The sequence below is a fragment of the Superficieibacter electus genome, from assembly GCF_002915575.1.
Classification (GTDB): Bacteria; Pseudomonadota; Gammaproteobacteria; order Enterobacterales; family Enterobacteriaceae; genus Superficieibacter; species Superficieibacter electus.
On sequence record NZ_PQGD01000016.1, the window covers coordinates 47,892 to 69,975 of the forward strand.

Genomic DNA, 22,084 nt, shown 5'->3' on the forward strand with positions numbered 1-22,084 from the left:
AATAATGATATTTTTCTTAAGGTTACACTGTCTCCAGTTTCGCATACGCCGCAACAAGCCATTTAATGCCCTGCCCCTGGAACGCGACCTGCAGTCGGCTGTGCTCGCCGCTACCTTCGAGATTCACAATCGTGCCTTCGCCAAACTTCGCGTGACGCACGCGCTGCCCCAGTTTGTAGCCGGTATCATTTTCGGAAATGGGCGCGCCCATTCGCTGATGGCTGACCGGGCGGCTTACGGTCGCGCGCAGACGTACCTCTTCCACACACGCTTCCGGCAGCTCGCCGATGAAGCGTGATGGACGGTGGTAAACCTCTTTGCCATACAGGCGGCGGGTTTCGGCGTAGGTCATGGTTAGCTTTTGCATGGCACGGGTAACGCCGACATAGGCCAGGCGACGCTCCTCTTCCAGCCGTCCGCCCTCGTCGAGCGACATCTGGCTGGGGAACATGCCTTCTTCCACGCCAACAATAAACACCTGCGGGAACTCCAGCCCTTTAGCGGAGTGCAATGTCATAAGCTGTACCGCATCCTGCCAGGTATCGGCCTGGCCTTCACCGGCTTCCAGCGCGGCGTGGGACAGGAACGCCTGAAGCGGCATCAGGTCTTCATCTTCGTCGTTATAGCTGAACTGGCGCGTCGCCGTCACCAGTTCCTCTAAGTTCTCGATACGCGTCTGGCCTTTTTCGCCTTTCTCCTGCTCGTACATCATCCGCAGGCCGGAGTCTTTAATCACCCGGTCGGTCTGGACGTGGAGCGGCATGTCGGCGGTTTCCTGCGCCAGCGCATCGATCAGTTCCAGGAAGCGCTGCAACGCACTGGCGGCGCGTCCTGCCAGCGCCTTTTCCTGCAGCAGTTCACGGCAGGCCTGCCATAACGTGAGCTGACGATCGCGCGACGCCTGACGGATCACGTCGAGCGTGCGGTCGCCAATCCCACGGGTTGGCGTGTTGACCACGCGCTCAAACGCCGCGTCGTCGTTACGATTAGCGATCAAACGCAGGTAAGAGAGCGCATCTTTGATTTCCTGACGCTCGAAGAAGCGCATACCGCCGTAAATCCGGTACGGCATGCCGACCTGCAATAATGCTTCTTCCAGCACACGCGACTGGGCGTTGCTACGGTAAAGGATGGCGCAATGCTCCAGCGCGCCGCCGTTTTCCTGCCAGGTTTTGATACGGTTGACCACAAAGCGCGCTTCATCCAGCTCGTTAAACGCACAGTAGAGTGAAATCGGCTCGCCCTCGCTGCCGTCGGTCCACAGCTTCTTGCCCAGCCGACCATTATTATTTTCGATCAGGGCGTTAGCTGCGCTGAGGATATTGCTGGTGGAACGGTAGTTTTGCTCCAGACGGATGGTTTGCGCGCCGGGGAAATCGTTAAGAAAGCGCTGGATATTTTCTACCTGCGCGCCACGCCAGCCGTAAATCGACTGGTCGTCGTCGCCGACGATCATCACTTTGCCGGTATCGCCTGCCAGCAGACGGACCCACGCGTACTGGATGTTGTTGGTATCCTGGAATTCGTCCACCAGGATATTAGTAAACCGTTCGCGGTAGTGCTGAAGAATATGCGGTTTGTTGAGCCACAGCTCGTGCGCGCGCAGCAGCAACTCGGCAAAATCCACCAGCCCGGCACGATCGCAGGCTTCCTGATAAGCCTGGTACACTTTCTGCCAGGTCTGCTCCACCGGGTTGCCATAACTCTGGATATGATGCGGCCGCAGCCCCTCATCTTTCTGACCGTTGATGTACCACATGGCCTGACGCGGCGGCCATTGCTTCTCGTCGAGGTTCATCGCTTTGATAAGACGTTTGAGCAGGCGTAGCTGATCTTCACTGTCGAGGATCTGGAAATCCTGCGGCAGCCCGGCGTCCAGATGGTGTGCGCGCAGCAGGCGATGCGCCAGACCGTGAAAGGTGCCGACCCACATTCCGCCCTGGCTGGTGCCCATCAGTTGGCCAATACGATGGCGCATCTCGGCCGCCGCTTTGTTGGTGAAGGTCACCGCCATAACGGAATAAGGCGAACAGTTTTCTACGCTCAGCAGCCATGCAATGCGGTGTACCAGCACCCGCGTCTTACCGCTGCCTGCGCCCGCCAGCACCAGCATATTGCTGCGCGTCGCGGCCACGGCCTCGCGCTGTTTGTCATTAAGGCTATCGAGCAGGTAAGAAACGTCCATTGGCACCGCCGCGTTAAAAACAAAAAACCACGAAACGCGTCGGGGCGTTTCGCGTGGTCGACCAGAGAAACCCTGGTGATTTATACAATACTGCTGGTGATTATATCAGCGTCGAGAGGGATGCCAACCGGGAAATTTCGATATGCGGTAACAGGCGGCTGTCGGTGGCCTGCATCAGGTCAGCGTTTTCCGGTTTGATCCAGCAGGCCTGCATGCCGCACCGGATGGCCCCCGCAACATCAGTGGTCAAGTCATCTCCGACGTGCAGAATTTCACTAAGGGGAAGCGCCAGCCGCTCCGCCGCCAGGTGATACATGTCGTGGTAAGGCTTGGAGCGGCCATCGGGGCCTGCGCGCAGCACAAATTTAAAGTAGTCGTTGAGACCGAAGAGTTCCGGCTGGGCGTTACCGTTGGTGATCGCCACCAGCGGCCATTTTTTGGCCAGCGCCGCCAGCGTGTCATGTGTTTCCTGCGGGATGTCAATACGACTGCGCCAGGTCGCGAAGTTAACCATTGCCGCGGCCGCCCCTGCCGCCGCTTCGTCCGGGCTCAGCCCGGCGTCCAGCATCGCCTGCTCAACGGCGCGACGCCGCCATTCAGTGACATCATGATAAATTTCCGGCTCCGCCTTACGTAGCGCCTGGCGCAGACGCTGAAAATCACTGTTTTCCAGCGCCACCAGCGACGGATGGTAGTTGCGTAAAAATTTCAGCGTCTCCTGCTCGGTACGCAGGATCACCGGGCGGTTATCGTAAAGCGTGTCATCGAGATCAAATGTCAACGCTGAGATAGCGCCGAGTGGTCGGTAAAAGCGCATTATTTCCCCCGTTTGGCGCGCGGATGCGCCGCGTCGTAGACTGAGGCAAGGTGTTGAAAATCAAGATGGGTATAGATTTGGGTGGTCGACAGATTGGCGTGGCCCAGCAGCTCCTGAACGCCGCGCAGATCGCCGCTTGACTCCAGCATATGGGTGGCAAAGGAGTGGCGCAGCTTGTGGGGATGCACGTGACTGTTAAGGCCCTGCTTGATGCCCCACTCGGCAAACCGCTTTTGCACGTTACGCGCTGAGATACGCTTGCCGAGCTTCGATAAAAACAGCGCGTCTTCATCACTGCCGAACAATCCGCGCAGATCGAGCCAGTGCTCAATCCAGACCGTGGCATTGCGCCCGATGGGCAGACGGCGCTCTTTGCTGCCTTTACCCGTAACCCACACTTCGCCGGTGTCGAGATCCAGATGCTTAAGATCCAGTCCCACCAGCTCGGAGAGACGTAGCCCTGCGCCGTACATCACTTCCAGCATCGCCCGGTCACGTACCGCCAGCGGATCGTTTAAATCGATATCCAGCAGGCGGTTCACATCATCGACATCAATATTTTTCGGCAGGTGGCGCGGCACTTTCGGCGTTGTGATGCCTTTTGCCGGATTGGCCTTCAGCTCGCCCTGGCTAATCTGCCAGTCGAAGAAGCTGCGCAGTGCGGAAAGGCGTAAAGCCAGACTGGTGGGACCGAGGCCCTTACGTCGGCTGCGCACCGCCAGGTTACGCACCATTGCGGCGTCACATTGCGCCCACGTTTTGAGTCCGGCGTCTTCAGCAAGCGCGATAAGCGCATCAAGCTGGCGCTGATAATTAAGCAGCGTTACCGGGCTAAGCTGGCGCTCGACGCTGAGATAGCGCAGGAAACGCGAGACCGCATCAAACAGCGGAGAGTCGCTCATACGCGCTCGATCCAGCGTTCCAGCAGACCGGGCAGCATCTGAGCGATTTCCTGAAGCAACTGCGTACCCTGCCCTTTTTCATAATGATGCGGATCGCGGCTGCTAAAAATCATCACCCCGAGATCGCCCTCGCGGCCCAGCAGCGATAACGCCACCGATCCTACGGCTTTTGCTTCAGGTAGCACGACCAACAGTTCCGGCCCGTTGAGTGAACCAAGGTAGTGATTTTCCTGACCCAGACGCTGAATGCGCAGCGGCTCAAACGCCTGACGGCTGAGCGCCAGGTGGGTAAATCGCGACGGCGCACCGATGCGCCAGCGATCGGGGAACAGACGGAGGGTCGCACCCGCAAGACCCAGTTCGCGCGCCCAGCGGTGGAGACGATTTAACATCTCTTCCAGGCTGTCCGCTGCCGCCAGACGATTTTGTAAATTCAGCAAACGATGAAACAAGCTCTCATTGGCACTGGCCTGCTCCATCAGTAGCGTCATATCATCTTCCATCTGATTGATATAATTACGCGCGCGCACCATATGCCACTCGACCAGCGAGACGGCACCGCGCACCGGGTGCGGCACCTGCATCTGCTCTACCAGTCGGGCATTGCGAATGAAAAATTCAGGATGTTGCAGCAGATAGTCCGCGACGAGGCTGTCATCCAGCACCGCTGGCGTATCCAGTTGCTCTTCCCCAATCTGTTTCATAAATGGATAAATCCGTCGTAAACATGTGTTGCCGGGCCGGTCATAAACAGCGGATGACCCGAACCTTTCCAGGCGATATCAAGACGTCCGCCGGGCAGTTCAACGCGAACCTCTTCTGCCAGTAACCCCTGTAAGATCCCGACGGCAACCGCGCCACAGGCACCGCTGCCGCAGGCTTGCGTTTCGCCTGCACCGCGCTCATAGACGCGCAGGCGAATATGCTCCCGGCTGACTACCTGCATAAAGCCGACGTTTGCCCGCTCCGGGAACCGTTCATGATTTTCCATGATTGGCCCCAATGTTTCCACCGCTGCGCTGGCCACATCATCGACCTGAATCACACAATGGGGATTTCCCATTGAGACCACGCCGCACAGTATGGTTTGCTCTGAAGCGCGCATAATATAGGTCTTTTCCGCTTTGTTGGCGCGAAACGGCACCTGCGACGGCTCAAAATTCGGCTCACCCATGTTGACCCGTACCAGCTCATCTTCCGTCACGGTCAGCACCATTCGGCCATTCGCTGTACTGACGCGAATATCGCGCTTGTTGGTCAGCCCTTTCAGCCGCACAAAGCGGGCAAAACAGCGAGCGCCATTGCCGCACTGCGCCACTTCACTGCCGTCGGCATTAAAAATACGGTAGTGAAAATCGAGTTCGGGATCGTAAGGCGGTTCTACCACCAATAACTGATCGAAGCCAACGCCCAGATGCCTGTCCGCCAGACGGCGGATAAGCTCTGGTGAAAAAAAGAGATTCTGCGTCACCGCGTCAACGACCATAAAATCATTACCCAGGCCGTGCATTTTTGAGAACTGCATTATCTGCTCCATGTGCGCGGTTACAGAACAAAACGGTCAGTAGTCAACCTGAGAAGGACCGTCACCCGTTGCGCGATCGTTACGATCTGGCGTGGAACTTTGCGTTTGTGGCTCGACCTTTTTCGTCGGCGGAGGTGCTTTATCATCAGCCGGCGGGAAATAAAGTGGCCCTTTCAGACCGCAGCCCGTCAGGCTGAAGAGCGTGAGTAAAACAGCCAGCGAACGGAAAACGTTTTTCATTGGAGGTTTGCCTGTAAGTTCATGCTTTCTGTTGTCTATCATCGCAGGAGAAGAGGCAAAAGCAAGTCTTTAGCGGGGATCTTTATAAAATCCGAAAAGCAACGGATTACCGTGGTTAAAACGAAATGGCACGGGAAGATATGCTCTACTGATTTTGATATGCAACTGGGCAAGGTCACGTGGCGTACCCGTGCCGCTACGTCACGCGGCAACGATTGCCGGGTAGAAACGCTGCCCGGCGTCGATCCGGAAAAATTTAATGTGATTAGCCACACAATCGCGCAGTATCAGGATCGCCTCTATTACTAAAAGAATAAGTGGCAGCGTATTTTCCTTTCTTAACGGCCATTAAAGATAACCATCGAATCCGGAAAACTATATCGGATTCTGGCAAGTGTCTTCTCATGTTATTGTAGCGGCGGATATGAGCATGATATTTTAAACAGATGGACTACCTGGTAGTCTGAAAGCGGGATAGGGTATCCCGATAGCGATCCCCGTGCGTTAAAGGAATAACCAATGAGACCTCTTGATTATATTATTCACTTAATACTTAGTGGCATTATTATTGTTGGTGTTTATCAGTTCTACTTTTTTACCCAGCGGCACATGTTGAGAGAGGCGCGTGAATTTAACTCCTCGCTTGATGAAAAAATTCCATTCTGGCCGGGGTGGTCATGGGTTTACAGTTTTCTTTACTACCCGGCGATCCTCTACATTAACTGGATCGTTACCGACGAGCACCATTTTATCATTATCATTTTCACCTACATCATTCTGCTGGTGCTACAAATGGCATTTTTCAGCTTGTTTCCGGTTTCCACGCCTAAACACTGGCGCACCATTAATACCGGTAAGAGCTGGTCCGAAAAATTCCTGCTATTTGTCCAAAAGTTCGATGACTCGTCAAACTGCTTTCCAAGTATGCATGTCTCCGTCGCCACGCTTACCGCGCTGCTGGCGCTTGGTACTCTGGGTCCCTGGGTATTTCTGTTCCCGCTACTGATTGCCTGCTCCTGTACATTTACCAAACAACACTATCTGCTTGACCTTCCCGCTGGTGCGGCGCTGGGCTGGGCGGTTTATGGCATTTATGGCTGGCTGATGTAAATTACGGCGTAAACGTGCGCCGTTAACCTTAGCGGTTTTCCTGTATACTCTGGTCACTATTTATCAGTGAGACGTCAACATGAACGACAGTGAATTTCATCGCCTTGCCGACGCGCTATGGCAAACCATCGAAGAACGTCTGGACGACTGGGACGGCGACAGTGATATTGATTGTGAAATTAACGGCGGCGTGCTGACTATCAGCTTTGAAAACGGCAGCAAAATCATTATTAACCGGCAGGAACCGCTGCACCAGGTGTGGCTGGCGACCAAACAGGGCGGCTACCATTTTGACCTGAAAGGCGACGAGTGGGTGTGTGACCGCAGCGGCGAAACGTTCTGGGATTTGCTGGAGCAGGCGGCAACGCAGCAGGCGGGTGAAGCCGTTAACTTCCGTTAAGGGCTAAATAAGCGCAGGTCGGGTGAGGCGTCAGCCGAAACCCGACCCTCAATACGCAATAACCGACCGCCGGGTTGCGCTTCGCTCCACCCGGCACGCCAGCATCGCCATCCGGCGAAATATCAGGAGAAATACTGCTGCAATAGCGGCGTGTTGTTATCCTGGTTGGCTGGCGGGATGGTCATCGGCTGGTTACGGAACGGGATCACCTGCACGCGACCGTCGATTTTAACAATCTGATAAAACTGCGGCAGGTTGAAGTTGATAAAACTGGAGCCATAGGTGAAGCGATCGTGCGATGACGAGTAGAATCTGCTGACGTCGCGTACCAGCTCTTCTTTACTACCTTCGCAGTGGTGGTACACCTCAGCGCGGTTACTCTCGTCGAGAATATAAATATTAAAGCCATTGTCGTCGCTGGTGCCTTCGAAGAAAAACTGAATGATCCCTTCGCTGGCAAAGCCATCGACAACGGCCGGAAGCTCGACCTGATTGGTCTCAACCTGCACTGACAAACCGTGCAGCTTGTTATGGGAAATCGCGCCGTAAAATTCAATGGCGTTTTCCAGTTTCTGTACCGAGACGTTCAGGCGTTCAAAGAACAGTCCCCACGTCTGGCCAGCCACGCGCAGCGCCTTGAAGCGTCCGGTCTCCTGGCGGGTGCTGGAGAGACGCAGTTCAATGCACTCAGAGACCAGTTGCTGCACGCGGGTGCGGATCAGGCCGCGCAGATGCTGGCTGTAGCAGAAGACGTCAACGCTGTCCGGCGGCGCGGCGTCCTGATGCATTTTACCAAGAATCGTTTTCAGCGCTTCAATCATCGCCTGCTCGCCATTGAAGTGCAGCGTACGCACTTCATTCCACGAGTTTCGATACAACAGGTCCACGCTGCCAACCAGGCAATTTTGCTGTTCGCCAAAGCTGAAGACATCCAGCTTGCGGAAGTCAAAATGCACCACCTGATTGCGGAATGCTGCCGTCGGGTCATATTCAAGGTTGACGATAATCGCCAGGTGGCGAATTTCACACGGGCTGTAGAGTGCTTTCGGCGTCGGCGCAGGCAGACGCAACGGGAAATGATGGGAAACGTCCGCTACCATCTCCTGTAACTTCGCCAGGTCAACAATACCGTTGCCCTTAATAAACAGGCGGGTACGTGAGGTCAGCAGGCCGTTAAACCAGGCCCACGCCACCAGCTTATTAAGATAACGGTTATATTCCAGTGGCTGATGGCTGACGATCGATTCCATGTTCGGCGCACGGTTATACAGGTACCAGCCGGTGCGGTTGGCGCGGCCTGGCGGTACATGGATGAAGGTCAGATTCGGCTCGGAAAGATCCGGCGAGATTTGCGGGTTAACCAGCGTGACTTTTCCCGGCAACGCTTCAAACGCGGCATAAAGCTTACGCGTCAGCACGCCGATATCCTGCGGGCTGGCGGAAACGCTGAGGTTGTTACGGCGCGCAAAGCGGATAAGGTTACGGTAGCTTTGCATCATGGCGTCGAGCAGTTCGTTATGCGCTTCACGCACCTGATCGATTTTCCAGTTGGCCCGGTTATCCAGCATGGCGAGACGCTCTTCGTCCCATCCCCACTCGTTGACTAAATGACTGATGACTTCACGACGCCAGCCAACGCAGGCGCGTTCGCGGCTAAGTTTTTCACAGACTTTTAAGTAAAAACATCGACGCACAAGATCAAGGCGCGTGGTGTCGTCAATCGCGGTCAGATACTGGGTAACACGTTCCAGCATCATGCAGTAGGGATCGAGCCCAAAAGAGACAATCTCACCGTCGTGCAGACGCTGTTTAATGCCTTTTGCCAGCAGGCGGGTATTAGGATACTCCCACGAATACGCTTCCAGCAGCAGGGTTTTCAGCACCGCTTTATAGGGGGAATCGATGCTTTTATAAAGCTGCCACAAGCTGGCACCGAAGTACTCTTCAGCGGAAAGCGAGCTGAGGCCGCCCAGATCAAGCCACTCATTCGGCGTTAGTACCCCCTGCGCGTAAAGCGTCATGACATAATCGTCGTAATGCTCTTCTTCATCGCCCGGCACCATATTCCACAGAATACGCTTGCCCGCGAGGCGCACGGCGGTACGGTAAAATTCGTCCAGTAACAGGATGTGCTGCGTGGAGCCGCAATCTTCGCCGCCCAGGCTGCCGCTCTCGTTATGACGGAAACGGTTTTCGTCGATCAGGAAGAAACTGACCTCGATGCCTAAAGAAGCGGCCCAGGATTCAAGCAGGCTACATTTACGCTGTAACAGTTGGCGCTCGTCGTTATCAAGCCAGGCCTGATGACATACCCAAATGTCGAGATCCGAGGAGCAACTTTGCCCGACCGAAGACGTGCTGCCCATGGAGTAAATGCCGGTAATTGGCAGTTCGCCTTTTGGCGTTTCCTGCGGCGGCATACCGCGGTAAAGCTCGAGTTCATCAAGGTAGTGGCGTTGGGTTTCATCAGGCGTGTAGAAGCAGATGCCCTGGGGAACGTTACCGTCGAGGTAACCCGGCATCAGCGGATGGTGATAATGCAACAATGTCGGCAGTAAACTGTAAACCTGCTGGAAAGCAGGCCCCATCGCAGCCAGTGCGCGATCGACACGCAGTTGGTTGATGGCATCCAGTCTCTGTTTCAACGTCTCAATATAGAGGTACAAGACATATCGCCTGATGTTTGAAACCTGAGCCTCTGAGCAGCCACTGCTGCGCGAAGCCAGAAGTTTCAGTAATTCAAATAAATGTCCCCATTTGCCGTCTTTCTGATAATGGTGAGGGAGACGAACAAATGGCTTAAAACGTGATCAATCTAACACCTTGCGCATTGACCGTAAAGAAAGATGCACTACATACCAGTGTAGCATCGTTTGCAGGTGTAAATCCTGGACTACGCTTCCCTCCGCGCCTCCCGTGAAAACTGACATCCCGCTGACAAGAGTGTTAGGATGGGATGTAGATGATAATGACGGTAACAAGCATGTTAGACAATGTTTTAAGAATTGCCACACGTCAAAGCCCGCTTGCGCTGTGGCAGGCACATTATGTCAAAAATCGCCTGATGGCCTGCCATCCGGGGCTAAACGTTGAGCTGGTCCCGATGGTGACCAAAGGTGATGTAATCCTCGATACGCCGCTGGCGAAAGTGGGCGGTAAGGGGCTGTTCGTTAAAGAGCTGGAGCTGGCGCTGCTGGATCATCGCGCCGATATCGCCGTGCATTCGATGAAAGATGTCCCGGTGGAGTTTCCGCTGGGCCTTGGGCTGGTGACGATTTGTGAGCGTGACGACCCGCGAGATGCTTTCGTCTCAAACCATCATGCCTCTCTGGATGCGCTGCCGGTTGGCGGTGTCGTTGGCACCTCAAGTTTACGCCGCCAGTGCCAGATAGCCGCGCTGCGCCCGGATCTCATTATTCGCTCATTACGCGGTAACGTTGGCACGCGTCTGAGCAAGCTGGATAACGGCGAATACGATGCCATCATTCTTGCTGTCGCCGGGCTAAAACGACTTGATCTGGAATCACGCGTGCGCATGGCGCTGCCCCCGGAAATGTCACTGCCTGCGGTTGGCCAGGGCGCGGTGGGTATTGAATGCCGGATGGATGACGATCGCACCCGTGAACTGCTCGCGCCGTTAAATCACCCTGAAACCGCTATTCGGGTCAAAGCAGAACGCGCGATGAATACCCGCCTCGAAGGTGGCTGCCAGGTACCGATTGGCAGCTATGCTGAAATTGTGGACGGCGAAATCTGGCTGCGGGCGCTGGTCGGCGCGCCGGATGGTTCGCAGGTGGTGCGCGGCGAACGTCGTGGCAAGCCGGAAGAAGCGGAACAGATGGGCGTTTCGCTGGCCGACGAGCTGCTGGCGAACGGCGCGCGGGAGATCCTCAACGCGGTCTATAACGGAGAATCACCGGCATGAGTATTCTGGTTACCCGCCCTGCCCCGCAAGGGGAAGAATTAGTGCGCCGCCTGTGCGCACGCGGGCTGGTGGCCTGGAATTTTCCGCTGATTGAATTTATGCCGGGACGCGAGTTACCGATGCTTAGCGCCCGTCTCGCCGCCCTGAATACAGACGATCTGGTCTTTGCTCTTTCCCGCCATGCGGTGGAATTTGCCCATGCGCAGCTTCAGCGGCAGGGCGCATCCTGGCCTTGCGCACCGCGCTATTTTGCTATTGGCCGTAGCACTGCGCTGGCGCTGCATACCGTGAGCGGATACGACATTCGCTATCCACAAGATCGGGAAATTAGCGAAGTGTTGCTACAATTACCTGAATTACAGAACGTTGCGGGCAGACGTGCGCTGGTCTTACGCGGTAATGGCGGCCGCGAACTGCTGGGGGAAACCCTGACGGCGCGTGGCGCTGACGTTATATTTTGTGAATGTTATCAACGTAGTGCAAAACATTACGATGGTGCGGAAGAAGCGATGCGCTGGCACGCGCGTGGCGTCACCACCCTGGTCGTCACCAGCGGGGAAATGCTGCAACAGCTCTGGTCGCTGATTCCGCAATGGTATCGTGAGCACTGGTTACTCCGCTGTCGGCTTCTGGTCGTCAGCGAGCGTCTGGCGTACCTCGCCCGGGATTTGGGCTGGCAGGACATTCAGGTCGCCGATAACGCTGACAACGATGCGCTGCTGCGCGCATTACAATAACTCTCATAATGGGAAGCCATAATGACGGAACAACAACACTCCTCTGCCGTGGTTGAAGAGACCAGGGAGGCCGTGGACACCACGCCACAGCCGCAACAACCTGAGAAGAAAGGCAAAAACAACACCGCGCTGGTGCTTAGCGTGGTTGCGATCGCCATTGCCCTGGCTTCCGGCGTCGGCCTGTATAGCTGGGGTAAACAGCAAGCGTCTAAGCAAAACGCGAACAGCGACGCGCTGGTCAATCAGATTACGGCGCTGCAAAAAGCGCAGGAAATGCAAAAAACCGAGCTGGAAGGCATTATTAAGAAGCAGGCCACCCAGCTTGACGACGCGGGCCGGCAGCAGGCCGCGCTGGCAAAACAGCTTGATGAGGTGCAACAAAAAGTCGCCACCATTTCCGGCAGCGACGCGAAAACCTGGCTGCTGGCGCAATCTGACTTTCTGGTAAAACTGGCCGGACGCAAACTGTGGAGCGATCAGGATGTCACTACAGCGGCGGCGCTGCTGAAAAGCGCCGATGCCAGCCTTGCGGACATGAACGATCCAAGCCTGATTACCGCTCGCCGGGCCATTACCGACGATATTGCCAGCCTGTCTGCCGTTTCACAGGTGGACTATGACGGTATTATCCTCAAGCTGAACCAGCTCTCTAACCAAATCGATAACCTGCGGCTGGCAGATAACAACGACGATGATTCGCCGATGGATTCGGACAGCGATGAGCTTTCCAGCTCCCTCAGTGAATGGCGCGTTAACCTGAAAAAAAGCTGGCAGAGCTTTATGGACAGCTTTATTACCGTCCGCCGCCGGGATGAAACCGCCGTTCCGTTGTTGGCTCCAAACCAGGACGTTTATCTGCGCGAAAATATTCGCTCCCGTCTGCTGGTGGCCGCACAGGCTGTACCGCGCCATCAGGATGAAGTCTATAAGCAGGCGATTGATAACGTCTCTACCTGGGTTCGCGCATATTACGATACCGATGATGCGACCACTAAAGCGTTCCTTGACGAGCTGGATCAACTGAGCCAGCAAAGTATCACCATGGACGTGCCGGAAACGCTGCAAAGCCAGCCGATTCTGGAAAAACTGATGCAAACTCGGGTGCGTAATTTGCTGGCACAGCCTGCTGCGGGTGAACCAGCCCCCGTAGGTGAGCCAGCGCCAGCCGCTGCACCACAATCACAAGGAGAGTAATGATGATAAAGGTCTTATTACTCTTTGCATTGCTGCTGGCAGGCATCGTACTTGGCCCCATTGTCGCCGGACATCAAGGTTATGTGCTTATCCAGACGGATACCTACAACATTGAAACCAGCGTCACAGGCCTGGTGATCATTCTTGTTCTCGCGATGGTGGTTTTGTTTGCCGTGGAGTGGCTGCTGCGGCGCATTATGCGCACCGGCGCGCATACCCGCGGCTGGTTTACCGGGCGTAAACGTCGCCGTGCTCGTAAACAAACCGAACAGGCGCTGCTGAAACTGGCGGAAGGCGATTATCAGCAGGTCGAGAAGTTAATGTCGAAAAATGCCGATCATGCGGAGCAACCGGTGGTCAACTACCTGCTGGCAGCGGAAGCGGCACAGCAACGTGGCGACGAAGCGCGGGCGAATCAGCATCTTGAACGTGCGGCCGAGCTGGCAGGCAATGATGTCATCCCTGTGGATATTACCCGCACTCGCCTGCTTCTGGCGCGTAATGAAAATCATGCGGCACGCCGTGAGGTTGACCGATTACTGGAAGTGGCACCGCGTCACCCGGAAGTGCTGCGACTGGCCGAGCAGGCTTACATACGCACCGGTGCGTGGGGTTCACTGCTGGAAATCATCCCGTCCATGGCAAAAGCCGATGTGGGTGATGAGGAACAACGTGCCATGCTCGAGCAGCAGGCGTGGATTGGCCTGATGGATCAGGCGCGTGCCGATCAGGGCAGCGAAGGTCTGAAAGCGTGGTGGAAAAATCAGAGCCGCAAGACCCGCCGGCAGATCCCGCTTCAGGTGGCCATGGCCGATCACTTAATTGAGTGTAACGATCATGACACCGCGCAGCAGATCATCATCGACGGGTTGAAACGCCACTACGATGACCGTCTAACGTTGCTGATCCCGCGGCTGAAAACCAACAATCCGGAGCAACTGGAAAAAATCCTCCGCCAGCAAATCAAAACGGCGGGCGACCGCCCTTTACTGTGGAGCACGCTTGGTCAGTCATTGATGAAACATGGCGAGTGGCAGGAAGCAAGTCTGGCCTTTCGGGCGGCGCTAAAACAGCGTCCTGACGCGTTTGATTACGCCTGGCTTGCCGACACGCTCGACCGCCAGCACAAGCCGGAAGAAGCGGCAGCAATGCGTCGCGACGGCCTGCTGTTAACGTTGCAAAATAACCCGCAACCGTAACCGCTCCGGCCCGATAACGTTCTGCTTATCGGGCCGTCACTTCTTTATATGCTACGTCCAAAACTATCCTGTGCAATCAACTGAAAATCGCTAAAGTTCTGGCTATTGATGAGACGCCGGGTCGCCTTCTCGCGCACAAAAGTCATAAACAGGTCGTAAATACCCATTGCTTCTTCGCTGTCTTCTTTACAAATCGCCAGCAAAAAAATGACGTACGCCACTTCGCCTTTATTGCTCCACGCGATGCCGTTAGGCGCGAGTATGGTGATAACCGCTGTTTTTTTCGCCCGCAAACCCAGCGCATGCGGAATAGCGATACCTTCGCCCAGCATGGTGGACGTAATTGATTCCCGCTCAAGTAAGGAAGGGTAAAAATCATCGTTGATATAGCCCTGCGCTTTAAGCAGGTTGCAACCCTGGCGGAACAGCGCGCCCTGCGTCATCGGCCCACGGACGATCATAAAGCGTTTTTCGTCAAAAAACCGCGCCAGTAGCCAGGGACGAGTACGATCAACCATGACCAGGCGGCCTATCTGCTCAATCTGATAAGGCGTCGGAAAAAGTGCCACGTTAACAGCGGGCCGATTTTTTTCCGCCAGCCGGACGGTGGAGATAATAAAATCCTCATCTATCGCATCCAGCAACTCGTACTCACGCAGGCTAATCATACGTTGAACAATAATTTGTGGAAACTGGCGGAGTATTTTCGCCTCAATCATTCGCTGCACGGCATTACCCGAGTCGCTGACGATCAGGACACATGGATAACGCACAAAGCCCGCACTATAATTACGTTCCAGCCCAACGCCAATATGGATAGCCAGATAGCCTAACTCATCCACGCTCAGTGTATAAGGGATCGCGCTTTCGATCTCAGCCATTGCGCTCAGGGTGACATCCCAGGCAAAAGGATAATATTTTTTGATATCTTCCAGCAGTGGGTTGGCGGTACTGACCTGGTATTTTACCCGCGTAAACATGGCAACCAGATGCATCGTTAAATCATGATGAAGTTTAGTATCATGGCGTAAGTCGTAATTATAAACGCGTTTAATGTAATTAAAAATACTGTCAGTAATTTCAAGGCTGTTAATTTCGCCGCGTACCTGTGAACTGGAGACAATAATCCGACGAGCGGCAATTTGGATTTGTAGCCACGTGACCTCCGCTGCAGAAAAAGCATTCCCCAGATAACGACTCAATCCCTGTATTATTTCATGGCTGGCTTGTTTAACTACAGTGTCAATATCACTAACTTCCCACTCCACAATTTCATGAGCGGTAGAGATACGTTTAATAGAGACCGCGCAGTTAATACTCAAAACACGTAATGCATCATGGCTTAGCTTAATGTCAAAACGATCGAAACAATTTTGTAAAATTTTCTCTATATCGTCAAGATCGATATTGCCAAGATATGCCCGCATGGCCGACTGCACTTCAATTTTATTTTCGCCGCCACCCATCTGGCAGAAAATATCACTTATACAGTTGCGAATGGCCGATTCTGCGCCAGATACGTGGATTCCGTGCCGTGGGCGCGTCTCCAGCATCAACGGGTATTTTTCAAAAAATGCTCTAACCTCAAGCATATCCTGCTGTAGCGTTCCGCGGCTGACAAACCATTCGTCGGCAATCTCGTCCAGCTTAACCGGCATAGGATCGGTTAAAAAGCGTACCAGCAAGCGCCAAACGCGCGCTTTACTGGTGCGTGGAAGCGGTTTTACTTCATTTGCCGCCTGCGACAGTGCGGCCACATCGGTGGACGCCCCAATGACCAGCCGGTAGCCCGCACCGCGCTCATAGTGAATGTGCGCGCCATACTCCAGCAGGATTTCGTTGAGCAGCGTGATATCGGTGCGTATCGTGCGGGAAGAGACGGCGAAACGCTTCGCCAGCTCCTCCTGCGGCAAGGTTTCAGCCTGAATAGCATTAAACAAATAAGCTAGTCGCTGATAGGGAAACGGGGCCAAAGCACACCTTCCTGTGGTTTGATGTGCTGCGGGATGAAATCACCCGCAGCAGACGCATTCATTGCCTGGGCATCAGACGAGTTTCTCATGCGCGCTTTTCAGATTGTCATACATGCTGGTAGTAATATCCCGCAAGACCGGAAAAGACGCGCGAATGGATTTATTACGATTATCCAAAATCCCCAGCGTTATTCCCTCTCCGGTATAGGGTGCTTTACAGATCAGAGGACTACCCGGAATTTTGCTATCCCGGTCGCCCGCCGCGATAATACAGCCACCGCCCCAGTAATGTGTTTCGCCCTCCAGACCAACAAGGTTGGTATAAATAAAATCCACGGTGTTTTCCATTGCCCGGACTTTCACTATTGGCTCGAAAATATCTTTTTCAAAGTCAGGAGAACCGGAAATGCCGACAATCATATCTGCGCCCTTCAGCGTTAATAAACGCGCCAGTTCAGGGAAAAAGATGTCGTAGCAGATCAATACGCCAATCCGCCCGATAGCGGTGTCATAAACCTCCAGGCCGCTGCCGTTTTTAAAATAGCGACGATCGGGAAATGCACCAGGTCCGCTGAGATCGGTTGCATGGCCCGGCAAGGTATTTTTGCGCCAATTACCGATATATCCCTCCGGTCCTACCAGCGCGGCGGCATTGTAGAGCATGCCTGGTAGCGTTTTTTCTACCATTCCCCAAATAATATAAATTTGATTCGCTTTAGCCAGTTGAACGAAAAAATCGGTTGACGGGCCGGGGATCTCTTCCGCCATGGCGAAAAAACGGTCGCCGCAATGATACCCTGTTAACGCAAGTTCAGGAAAAACCACCAGTTCAGCGCCCTGCTGTGCAGAGTCAATCACAAAACGGCGCATTTTTTCCAGATTTGCCCCTTTGTTGGCGGTTTCCGGTGTGATCTGCGCGATAGCAACTTTCATTTACCGCTCCTCCTTTCAGAACCTGTCCAGAATAAACGTAATAATCTCATTACCCTTCATTGTCTCAATGGCCAGAATGCCATCGGCAAGCGTGAAATTATTATCTGTATATAATTCCTGCTCTTTTAAGTTCGCTTTTCTGGCGCGGGTAAACCATGCTTTGTTAATAGTAATATGGATATTCTTTATTTTTTCAGCCGATTGATTAACCAGTCTTAAGATATAGCCTGAACCGACCTCGCAGCGCTTAAATGCCATTACGCTGATATTTGGTGTACCGACAGAAAATAGCATCATTTTATCCGCCATATTACCACCAGCGTTAATCGGCGTTTTGACAGTCAGTGGCAACTGATAATAGTCAGCTTGTGCGGCAAGATCCCCGCTCAGCGCATCGGTAAACATGAAGGCATACTCAAATGTATGACTACCATGCAGCAGACTATCCGGCACAGGCAAATGCAGGCCGGAACGACGGCCAGGGCGATCGACCAGATCCTGCTTGCCCATATAGTCCATTGTGCAAAGAAGAGGAATAGAAACAATTGGCAACGAGTCATTAACCGTAATTTCGTAGTTAACCAGCCCCTTATTAAAAATAATCGCCCTGCCGCTGGCATGATCAAAACCCATGTATCTCTGCTGCGGATAGATCGGATAATAACGCTCTTCCCACCCCTCACGCGTCCATGCCTGCGGATCGGCTAAGGTATTCGCCCGATAAAGCATGCCATATTGCTGCTCAGCAAAATGGCGATCTCCCTGCTGGTTATCACGGAACGTCACGCAAATACGGTGATTGTTAGCCTGATTATCAATCGTGGTACGGAAATCCACCCGTCGACAATCTTTCTTCACGCTCACAAGGCACACAATAGTCTGGTTAAGCGTCTCATCGCTACGCCTGTCAGCAAAGGTTTCCTTCGGGACGGAAAAATTGAATGTCAGTTTGACCTGCGCCGCCAGCGTCGAATTATGCACTATCTGGATCTCCGGCATAACGTGATGCGGATGGCAACGTATATCCTGTAGCGGTGGAGAATAATCATATTCATCCCCGGCACTGCCGTTTTCTATCAGGTAGTTAAGATCGGTGAAACATTCGCCGGTGGCACGGTCAGTATAAGTTAGCGCTCCGTTCGGCTGGATGTGTAAGCGGAAATAATCAGTTGTGAATGTTGCCGTTTGCCGATCGAAAAGCGGCTGATTTGCGCTATTTGCGATCGCATTGTGTTGCTGCATATACAGGGTTTGATAACCAAAACCAGTAAAATCAACGTCAACCAGTAACTCATACTGATAAAGCAGCACGTCCTCATTTTTGCTGCCAATTTCGATCTGCACATCATTCTGATTGAAAACTGCTTTAGAAATGATATCCATCTTCACCGGGCGCTGTTCACCATCCACCATTCGGAAGTGTTCCAGCCCGGTAACAAGGGTGATTTTTTCCAGGCCCCGCCGCGCGGTGCCGGACAAATTAAATAAAACGACCGGCACGCCGGCTTGCTGCCAGGCGATATTATGGCTAATAAAGGTAAAGGCATCATCCGCCAGCACCTTTGCAATCTGTCGGGCACTGTGATAACGCTGCATCATTTGTTCATGCGTACTATCGGTACAAACACAGCAAATGGAATCATGCGCATGATTTTGTAAAATATATTTGTAGGCCTGGCGGGCTAACTCCCTCGAATAATCCAGACCTTGCAAGCTTGCGCAGCTCATTAGTGGTTCAGCTATTCGCTGCATCAGCGTCTGGGTATGATAGTTTTCTTGTTTAATATCCATCCGCGTCATACCAATGCTGACATGCACGCGCATATATTTCCCTTTACGGAACTCTCCCGTGACGGTTTTTTTAACTCCCGTTCGAAATGCCGCTGCCAGATATTCTTCCAGTGTACTGAGCGTAAATTGATGTGCTGGCATTTGCTCATTCAGCGCTTTGATAATGTCAGGAAGCTGTGGGTTGGCATTGCGCTGATCGAAACCGCACATCAGCAATAGATTATGCTTGCCAGATTTTGCGTACAGTTTTTCGATATTTTCCTGAATAACGCCGACATTGTTGTCCAGCGAAGCGTTGAGCATTCTGGCATTACCGTATCCCTCTGCCAGGACGGTGGTTTTAACAGTAGAGCCGTCATTACTTTGCCAGATAAAATCCAGGTCGGGGCATTCCTCTTCCGTCAGGCCGCGCCAGAATACCGCATATTCAATACCAAAGCCCTGAAGAAGCTGGGGGATCTGTGCCGCCTGACCGAAGGAGTCTGGCAGGTAGCCCACTTGCATAGTTTCACCAAATTCCTCGGCGACCTGTTGGCCAATCAGCAAATTTCTAATCTGAAATTCGCCGCCGGGAATAAATTCATCCGGCTGAATATACCAGGGGCCAACAATAATTCTTTTTTCTTTAATTAACTGCTGGAGCTGCTGTTTTTTATACGGCTTAATAGCCAGGTAATCTTCGAGGACAATTGTCTGACCGTCCATCAAGAATGAACGATATTCTGGATCGTGTTCTAGTAGGTCAATCAAATTATCAAAAAAAGCCACTAACCGTACGCGATATTCCTCAAAAGTTTTATGCCACTCTCGATCCCAGTGAGTATGCGATATGATATTAAAATGCATAGTTTCATCCTTTTATGCCGCACCTCATCGGTGCGGGTAACATTTTAGTTCACGTCAACGTAGTCTTTTTTCAACGTAATCACGCTCAGTGCGGTCACGGCAATACCGACGAGGAACGCCAGAATAAATAGCATTGGATGATGAAAGAAAGGTACTACAAATATGCCGCCGCTCGGCACGGATGCTTCAACGCCTAATCCCAGCGCCAGGGCAGCACCCGCCGCAGAGCCGATAACAATAGACAAAATAACACGCCACGGATCGGCGACCGCGAACGGAATAGCGCCTTCGGTGATCCCCGTCAGTCCCATAATGGCAGTGGCAATCGAACTGCTTTTCTCACCTGCGCTGAATTTTTTCGGCGCAAGCCATGTCGCAACTGCCAGGCCTACCGGCGGCGTCATGATCCCAATCCAGCAGGCGGCCATCGGCGCATAGACGCCCTGTCCCAGCATCCCGGCGCAGAATGCGAAGGCGACTTTATTAATCGGGCCGCCCATATCCACGGCCATCATGCCGCCAATGATGATACCCAGTACAATCAGGTTGCCGCCCTGTAACGCTTTTAGCTCGCCTTCCAGCAGAACCGACAGACGGGCAATGGGTACGCCGATAATATACATAATCAATACAATCAGCCCGGAGCCAAGCAGCGGAATGATAATGATCGGTTTTAACTGCGTCAGGTAAGCGTGCATCGGGATACGTTTAAGCTGGTTGACTATAAAACCAGCGATAAAACCCGCCACAATCCCGCCTAAAAAGCCTGCGCCAATTTCCCGCGCAATCAGACCGCCAGCCATACCCACAACAATGCCTGGCTTATCAGCGATAGAATAAGAGATATAACCCGCGATCACCGGGACCATAAGAGAGAAGATCAGCACACCAGCCTGTATCGCGGTATGCGCCATGCCGGTTTTTTGATCGCTGCCGCCCAGCAGCAGGCCAATGGTAAGGATCAGCCCTCCGGCAACCACAAATGGCAGCATAAAAGAAACGCCGGTCATCAGATGGCCTTTCCCTTCATTGAGCATCCTGCCGATAAACGACGGTGTATTTTCGGCAGGCTCCTCGTTTTGGGGAGAACAGAATTCGCCTTTCTGCTGCAATTCACTCTGCTTTAAGGCCTGGAGGATAACGCCTTTCGCATCTTTGATTGGATCGGAGACCGATACTTTGAGCTGCGGTAAATGCGCAAAACGCTCAACGTCTTTGACAGCAACAGAAACGGCAAAAATTGCTGCATCCGCCGTTTTCAGATGATTGACGGTATGTCGCCCCTCAATGCCATTCGCGCCCTGCTTTTCGACATAGATATTCACGCCAAGCTCCCGGCCAGCTTTAACCAGCGCGTCTGCTGCCATATAAGTATGGGCAACGCCAGCCGGGCAGGCAGTAACAGCAACAAGGCTTTTTTGAAAATTGCCGGTCGTTTCTTCATCGGCGACCGGGGTATCAAGGTACTGATAAAACAGTTCGGGCGTCTGCGCTGAAAACAGTCTTTCACTGTATTCTTCATCGCCCATGTTCTGCATCAGCTTTGCCAGCAGTGCCAGGTGCGTGCTGCCGGATTCACTGGCAGGTATCGCCAGCAGAAAAATATGCCGAACCTGTCCGTCATCCTCAAAACTTTCCCAGTCCTGCACCGCTTTGCGGGTAGTCATAACGGCAAAACACGCTTCTTTAACAGCAGTAGACTTACCGTGAGGAAGCGCCAGCCCCCCGCCCATGCCGGTTTCGCCCAGGGCTTCCCGTTCATAAACGGCCTGTAAAAATGCGTCTTCAGAGGTAAGCTTGCCGCTTTCGAAGAGCTTCCTCGCCAGCGTGCGAATAATATCGTCCTTGTTGTCTAAATCGCTGTTGAGAACGATTAGCCCTGTGTTGGTGAGCGCTGATAATTGCATATTTATCCCTTCCCTTCGCCAATCCTTATGGTAAAAATGCGCCTTTTTCACGGCTGTTTTACACTAACAGCTCTCTTTGCATGCTTGTATTCTGAGATTTTCCGGTTAAAAGTGGAAATAGGCAGCCATGAAAATAGTTGATTATATTCAAATAGTTACAAGCAAAAAGGAAATGAGGGGGATTTACTGTCGGTATATATTGTAGAGAATAGCGATGGCGATCACATTTTCCTTATCCTCATCAGAGGAGATGGACATGCGAACTAAAAAAACGCCTGCTCTGAAACCAGAGCAGGCGTTAAAACAGGTCTGTTTGACAACATAAATGGGTGCTTCACTCAACGTTATGTCCATGATGTTTGATGAGGCCGAAGCGACATCTGGCAGGTGGACGATAAGC

Annotated in this window: 18 protein-coding genes; 7 read left to right on the top strand and 11 right to left on the bottom strand. The window is 53.1% G+C overall.

All coding sequences use genetic code 11. The annotated features are described in order from the left end of the window. Positions 1-22: 22 nt before the first annotated feature. The 6 genes from uvrD to lptM all read right to left on the bottom strand — a co-directional run bounded on the left by uvrD (position 23) and on the right by lptM (position 5,669). Positions 23-2,185 carry a DNA helicase II gene (gene uvrD, locus CHU32_RS19000; protein WP_103677568.1) on the bottom strand — a complete coding sequence of 721 codons (2,163 nt, stop codon included), beginning with the start codon at positions 2,183-2,185 and terminating at the stop codon, positions 23-25. Between the two features lie 100 nt (positions 2,186-2,285). Next, positions 2,286-3,002 (bottom strand): 5-amino-6-(5-phospho-D-ribitylamino)uracil phosphatase YigB, encoded by a 717-nt coding sequence (gene yigB / locus CHU32_RS19005; RefSeq protein ID WP_103750911.1) that lies wholly within the window; start codon positions 3,000-3,002, stop codon positions 2,286-2,288. After that, entirely contained in the window at positions 3,002-3,904 is a 903-nt protein-coding gene (xerC, locus tag CHU32_RS19010) for a tyrosine recombinase XerC (protein ID WP_103677570.1), read from the bottom strand. Before xerC ends, yigB begins: the two co-directional genes overlap by 1 nt. Further along, positions 3,901-4,608 (bottom strand): DUF484 domain-containing protein, encoded by a 708-nt coding sequence (locus tag CHU32_RS19015; protein ID WP_103677571.1) that lies wholly within the window; start codon positions 4,606-4,608, stop codon positions 3,901-3,903. The genes xerC and CHU32_RS19015 overlap by 4 nt, the downstream gene beginning before the upstream one ends. Then, on the bottom strand, positions 4,605-5,429 hold the full coding sequence (gene dapF, locus CHU32_RS19020; protein ID WP_103677572.1) for a diaminopimelate epimerase: 825 nt from the start codon (positions 5,427-5,429) through the stop codon (positions 4,605-4,607). The genes CHU32_RS19015 and dapF overlap by 4 nt, the downstream gene beginning before the upstream one ends. A gap of 36 nt (positions 5,430-5,465) precedes the next feature. Next, on the bottom strand, positions 5,466-5,669 hold the full coding sequence (gene lptM, locus CHU32_RS19025; RefSeq protein ID WP_103677573.1) for an LPS translocon maturation chaperone LptM: 204 nt from the start codon (positions 5,667-5,669) through the stop codon (positions 5,466-5,468). A 111-nt stretch (positions 5,670-5,780) separates the two neighbouring features. On the opposite strand from lptM, the gene CHU32_RS28060 reads away from it, so the two are divergent. The 3 genes from CHU32_RS28060 (at position 5,781) to cyaY (ending at position 7,179) form a co-directional block, all read left to right on the top strand. Next, positions 5,781-5,978: a hypothetical protein gene (locus CHU32_RS28060; RefSeq protein ID WP_133159270.1), complete on the top strand. Its 198-nt coding sequence runs from the start codon at positions 5,781-5,783 to the stop codon at positions 5,976-5,978. A gap of 210 nt (positions 5,979-6,188) precedes the next feature. Continuing rightward, positions 6,189-6,779, top strand: a complete 591-nt coding sequence (locus CHU32_RS19030) for a phosphatase PAP2 family protein (RefSeq protein ID WP_103677574.1) — start codon at positions 6,189-6,191, stop codon at positions 6,777-6,779. A 79-nt stretch (positions 6,780-6,858) separates the two neighbouring features. Continuing rightward, entirely contained in the window at positions 6,859-7,179 is a 321-nt protein-coding gene (gene cyaY / locus CHU32_RS19035) for an iron donor protein CyaY (protein ID WP_103677575.1), read from the top strand. A 122-nt stretch (positions 7,180-7,301) separates the two neighbouring features. Here the strand turns inward: cyaY and cyaA are convergent, their stop codons facing one another. Continuing rightward, positions 7,302-9,845: a class I adenylate cyclase gene (cyaA, locus tag CHU32_RS19040; RefSeq protein WP_103677576.1), complete on the bottom strand. Its 2,544-nt coding sequence runs from the start codon at positions 9,843-9,845 to the stop codon at positions 7,302-7,304. 317 nt (positions 9,846-10,162) lie between these two features. On the opposite strand from cyaA, the gene hemC reads away from it, so the two are divergent. From hemC to hemY, 4 genes are read left to right on the top strand one after another with little or no spacing between them, the layout of a single operon-like run. Beyond that, on the top strand, positions 10,163-11,104 hold the full coding sequence (hemC, locus tag CHU32_RS19045) for a hydroxymethylbilane synthase (RefSeq protein ID WP_103677577.1): 942 nt from the start codon (positions 10,163-10,165) through the stop codon (positions 11,102-11,104). Next, a complete protein-coding gene (hemD, locus tag CHU32_RS19050; RefSeq protein ID WP_103677578.1) occupies positions 11,101-11,841 on the top strand; it encodes a uroporphyrinogen-III synthase in 741 nt (246 codons plus the stop codon). The genes hemC and hemD overlap by 4 nt, the downstream gene beginning before the upstream one ends. A gap of 21 nt (positions 11,842-11,862) precedes the next feature. Next, the gene (hemX, locus tag CHU32_RS19055; RefSeq protein WP_103677579.1) at positions 11,863-13,035 is read left to right on the top strand and encodes a uroporphyrinogen-III C-methyltransferase; all 1,173 of its coding nucleotides are present in this window, start codon (positions 11,863-11,865) and stop codon (positions 13,033-13,035) included. A gap of 2 nt (positions 13,036-13,037) precedes the next feature. Further along, a complete protein-coding gene (gene hemY, locus CHU32_RS19060) occupies positions 13,038-14,234 on the top strand; it encodes a protoheme IX biogenesis protein HemY (RefSeq protein WP_103677580.1) in 1,197 nt (398 codons plus the stop codon). A 44-nt stretch (positions 14,235-14,278) separates the two neighbouring features. On the opposite strand, the gene CHU32_RS19065 is transcribed toward hemY, so the two are convergent. The 4 genes from CHU32_RS19065 to CHU32_RS19080 all read right to left on the bottom strand — a co-directional run bounded on the left by CHU32_RS19065 (position 14,279) and on the right by CHU32_RS19080 (position 21,684). Then, positions 14,279-16,207, bottom strand: coding sequence for a BglG family transcription antiterminator (locus CHU32_RS19065; RefSeq protein WP_103677581.1), 1,929 nt, complete (start codon positions 16,205-16,207; stop codon positions 14,279-14,281). Positions 16,208-16,279: 72 nt separating this feature from the next. Then, a complete protein-coding gene (locus tag CHU32_RS19070; protein WP_103677582.1) occupies positions 16,280-17,140 on the bottom strand; it encodes a carbon-nitrogen hydrolase family protein in 861 nt (286 codons plus the stop codon). A gap of 15 nt (positions 17,141-17,155) precedes the next feature. Beyond that, entirely contained in the window at positions 17,156-19,777 is a 2,622-nt protein-coding gene (locus CHU32_RS19075; RefSeq protein WP_103677583.1) for a glycoside hydrolase family 38 N-terminal domain-containing protein, read from the bottom strand. Positions 19,778-19,821: 44 nt separating this feature from the next. Beyond that, the gene (locus tag CHU32_RS19080; RefSeq protein WP_103677584.1) at positions 19,822-21,684 is read right to left on the bottom strand and encodes a fructose-specific PTS transporter subunit EIIC; all 1,863 of its coding nucleotides are present in this window, start codon (positions 21,682-21,684) and stop codon (positions 19,822-19,824) included. Positions 21,685-22,084 lie beyond the last annotated feature (400 nt).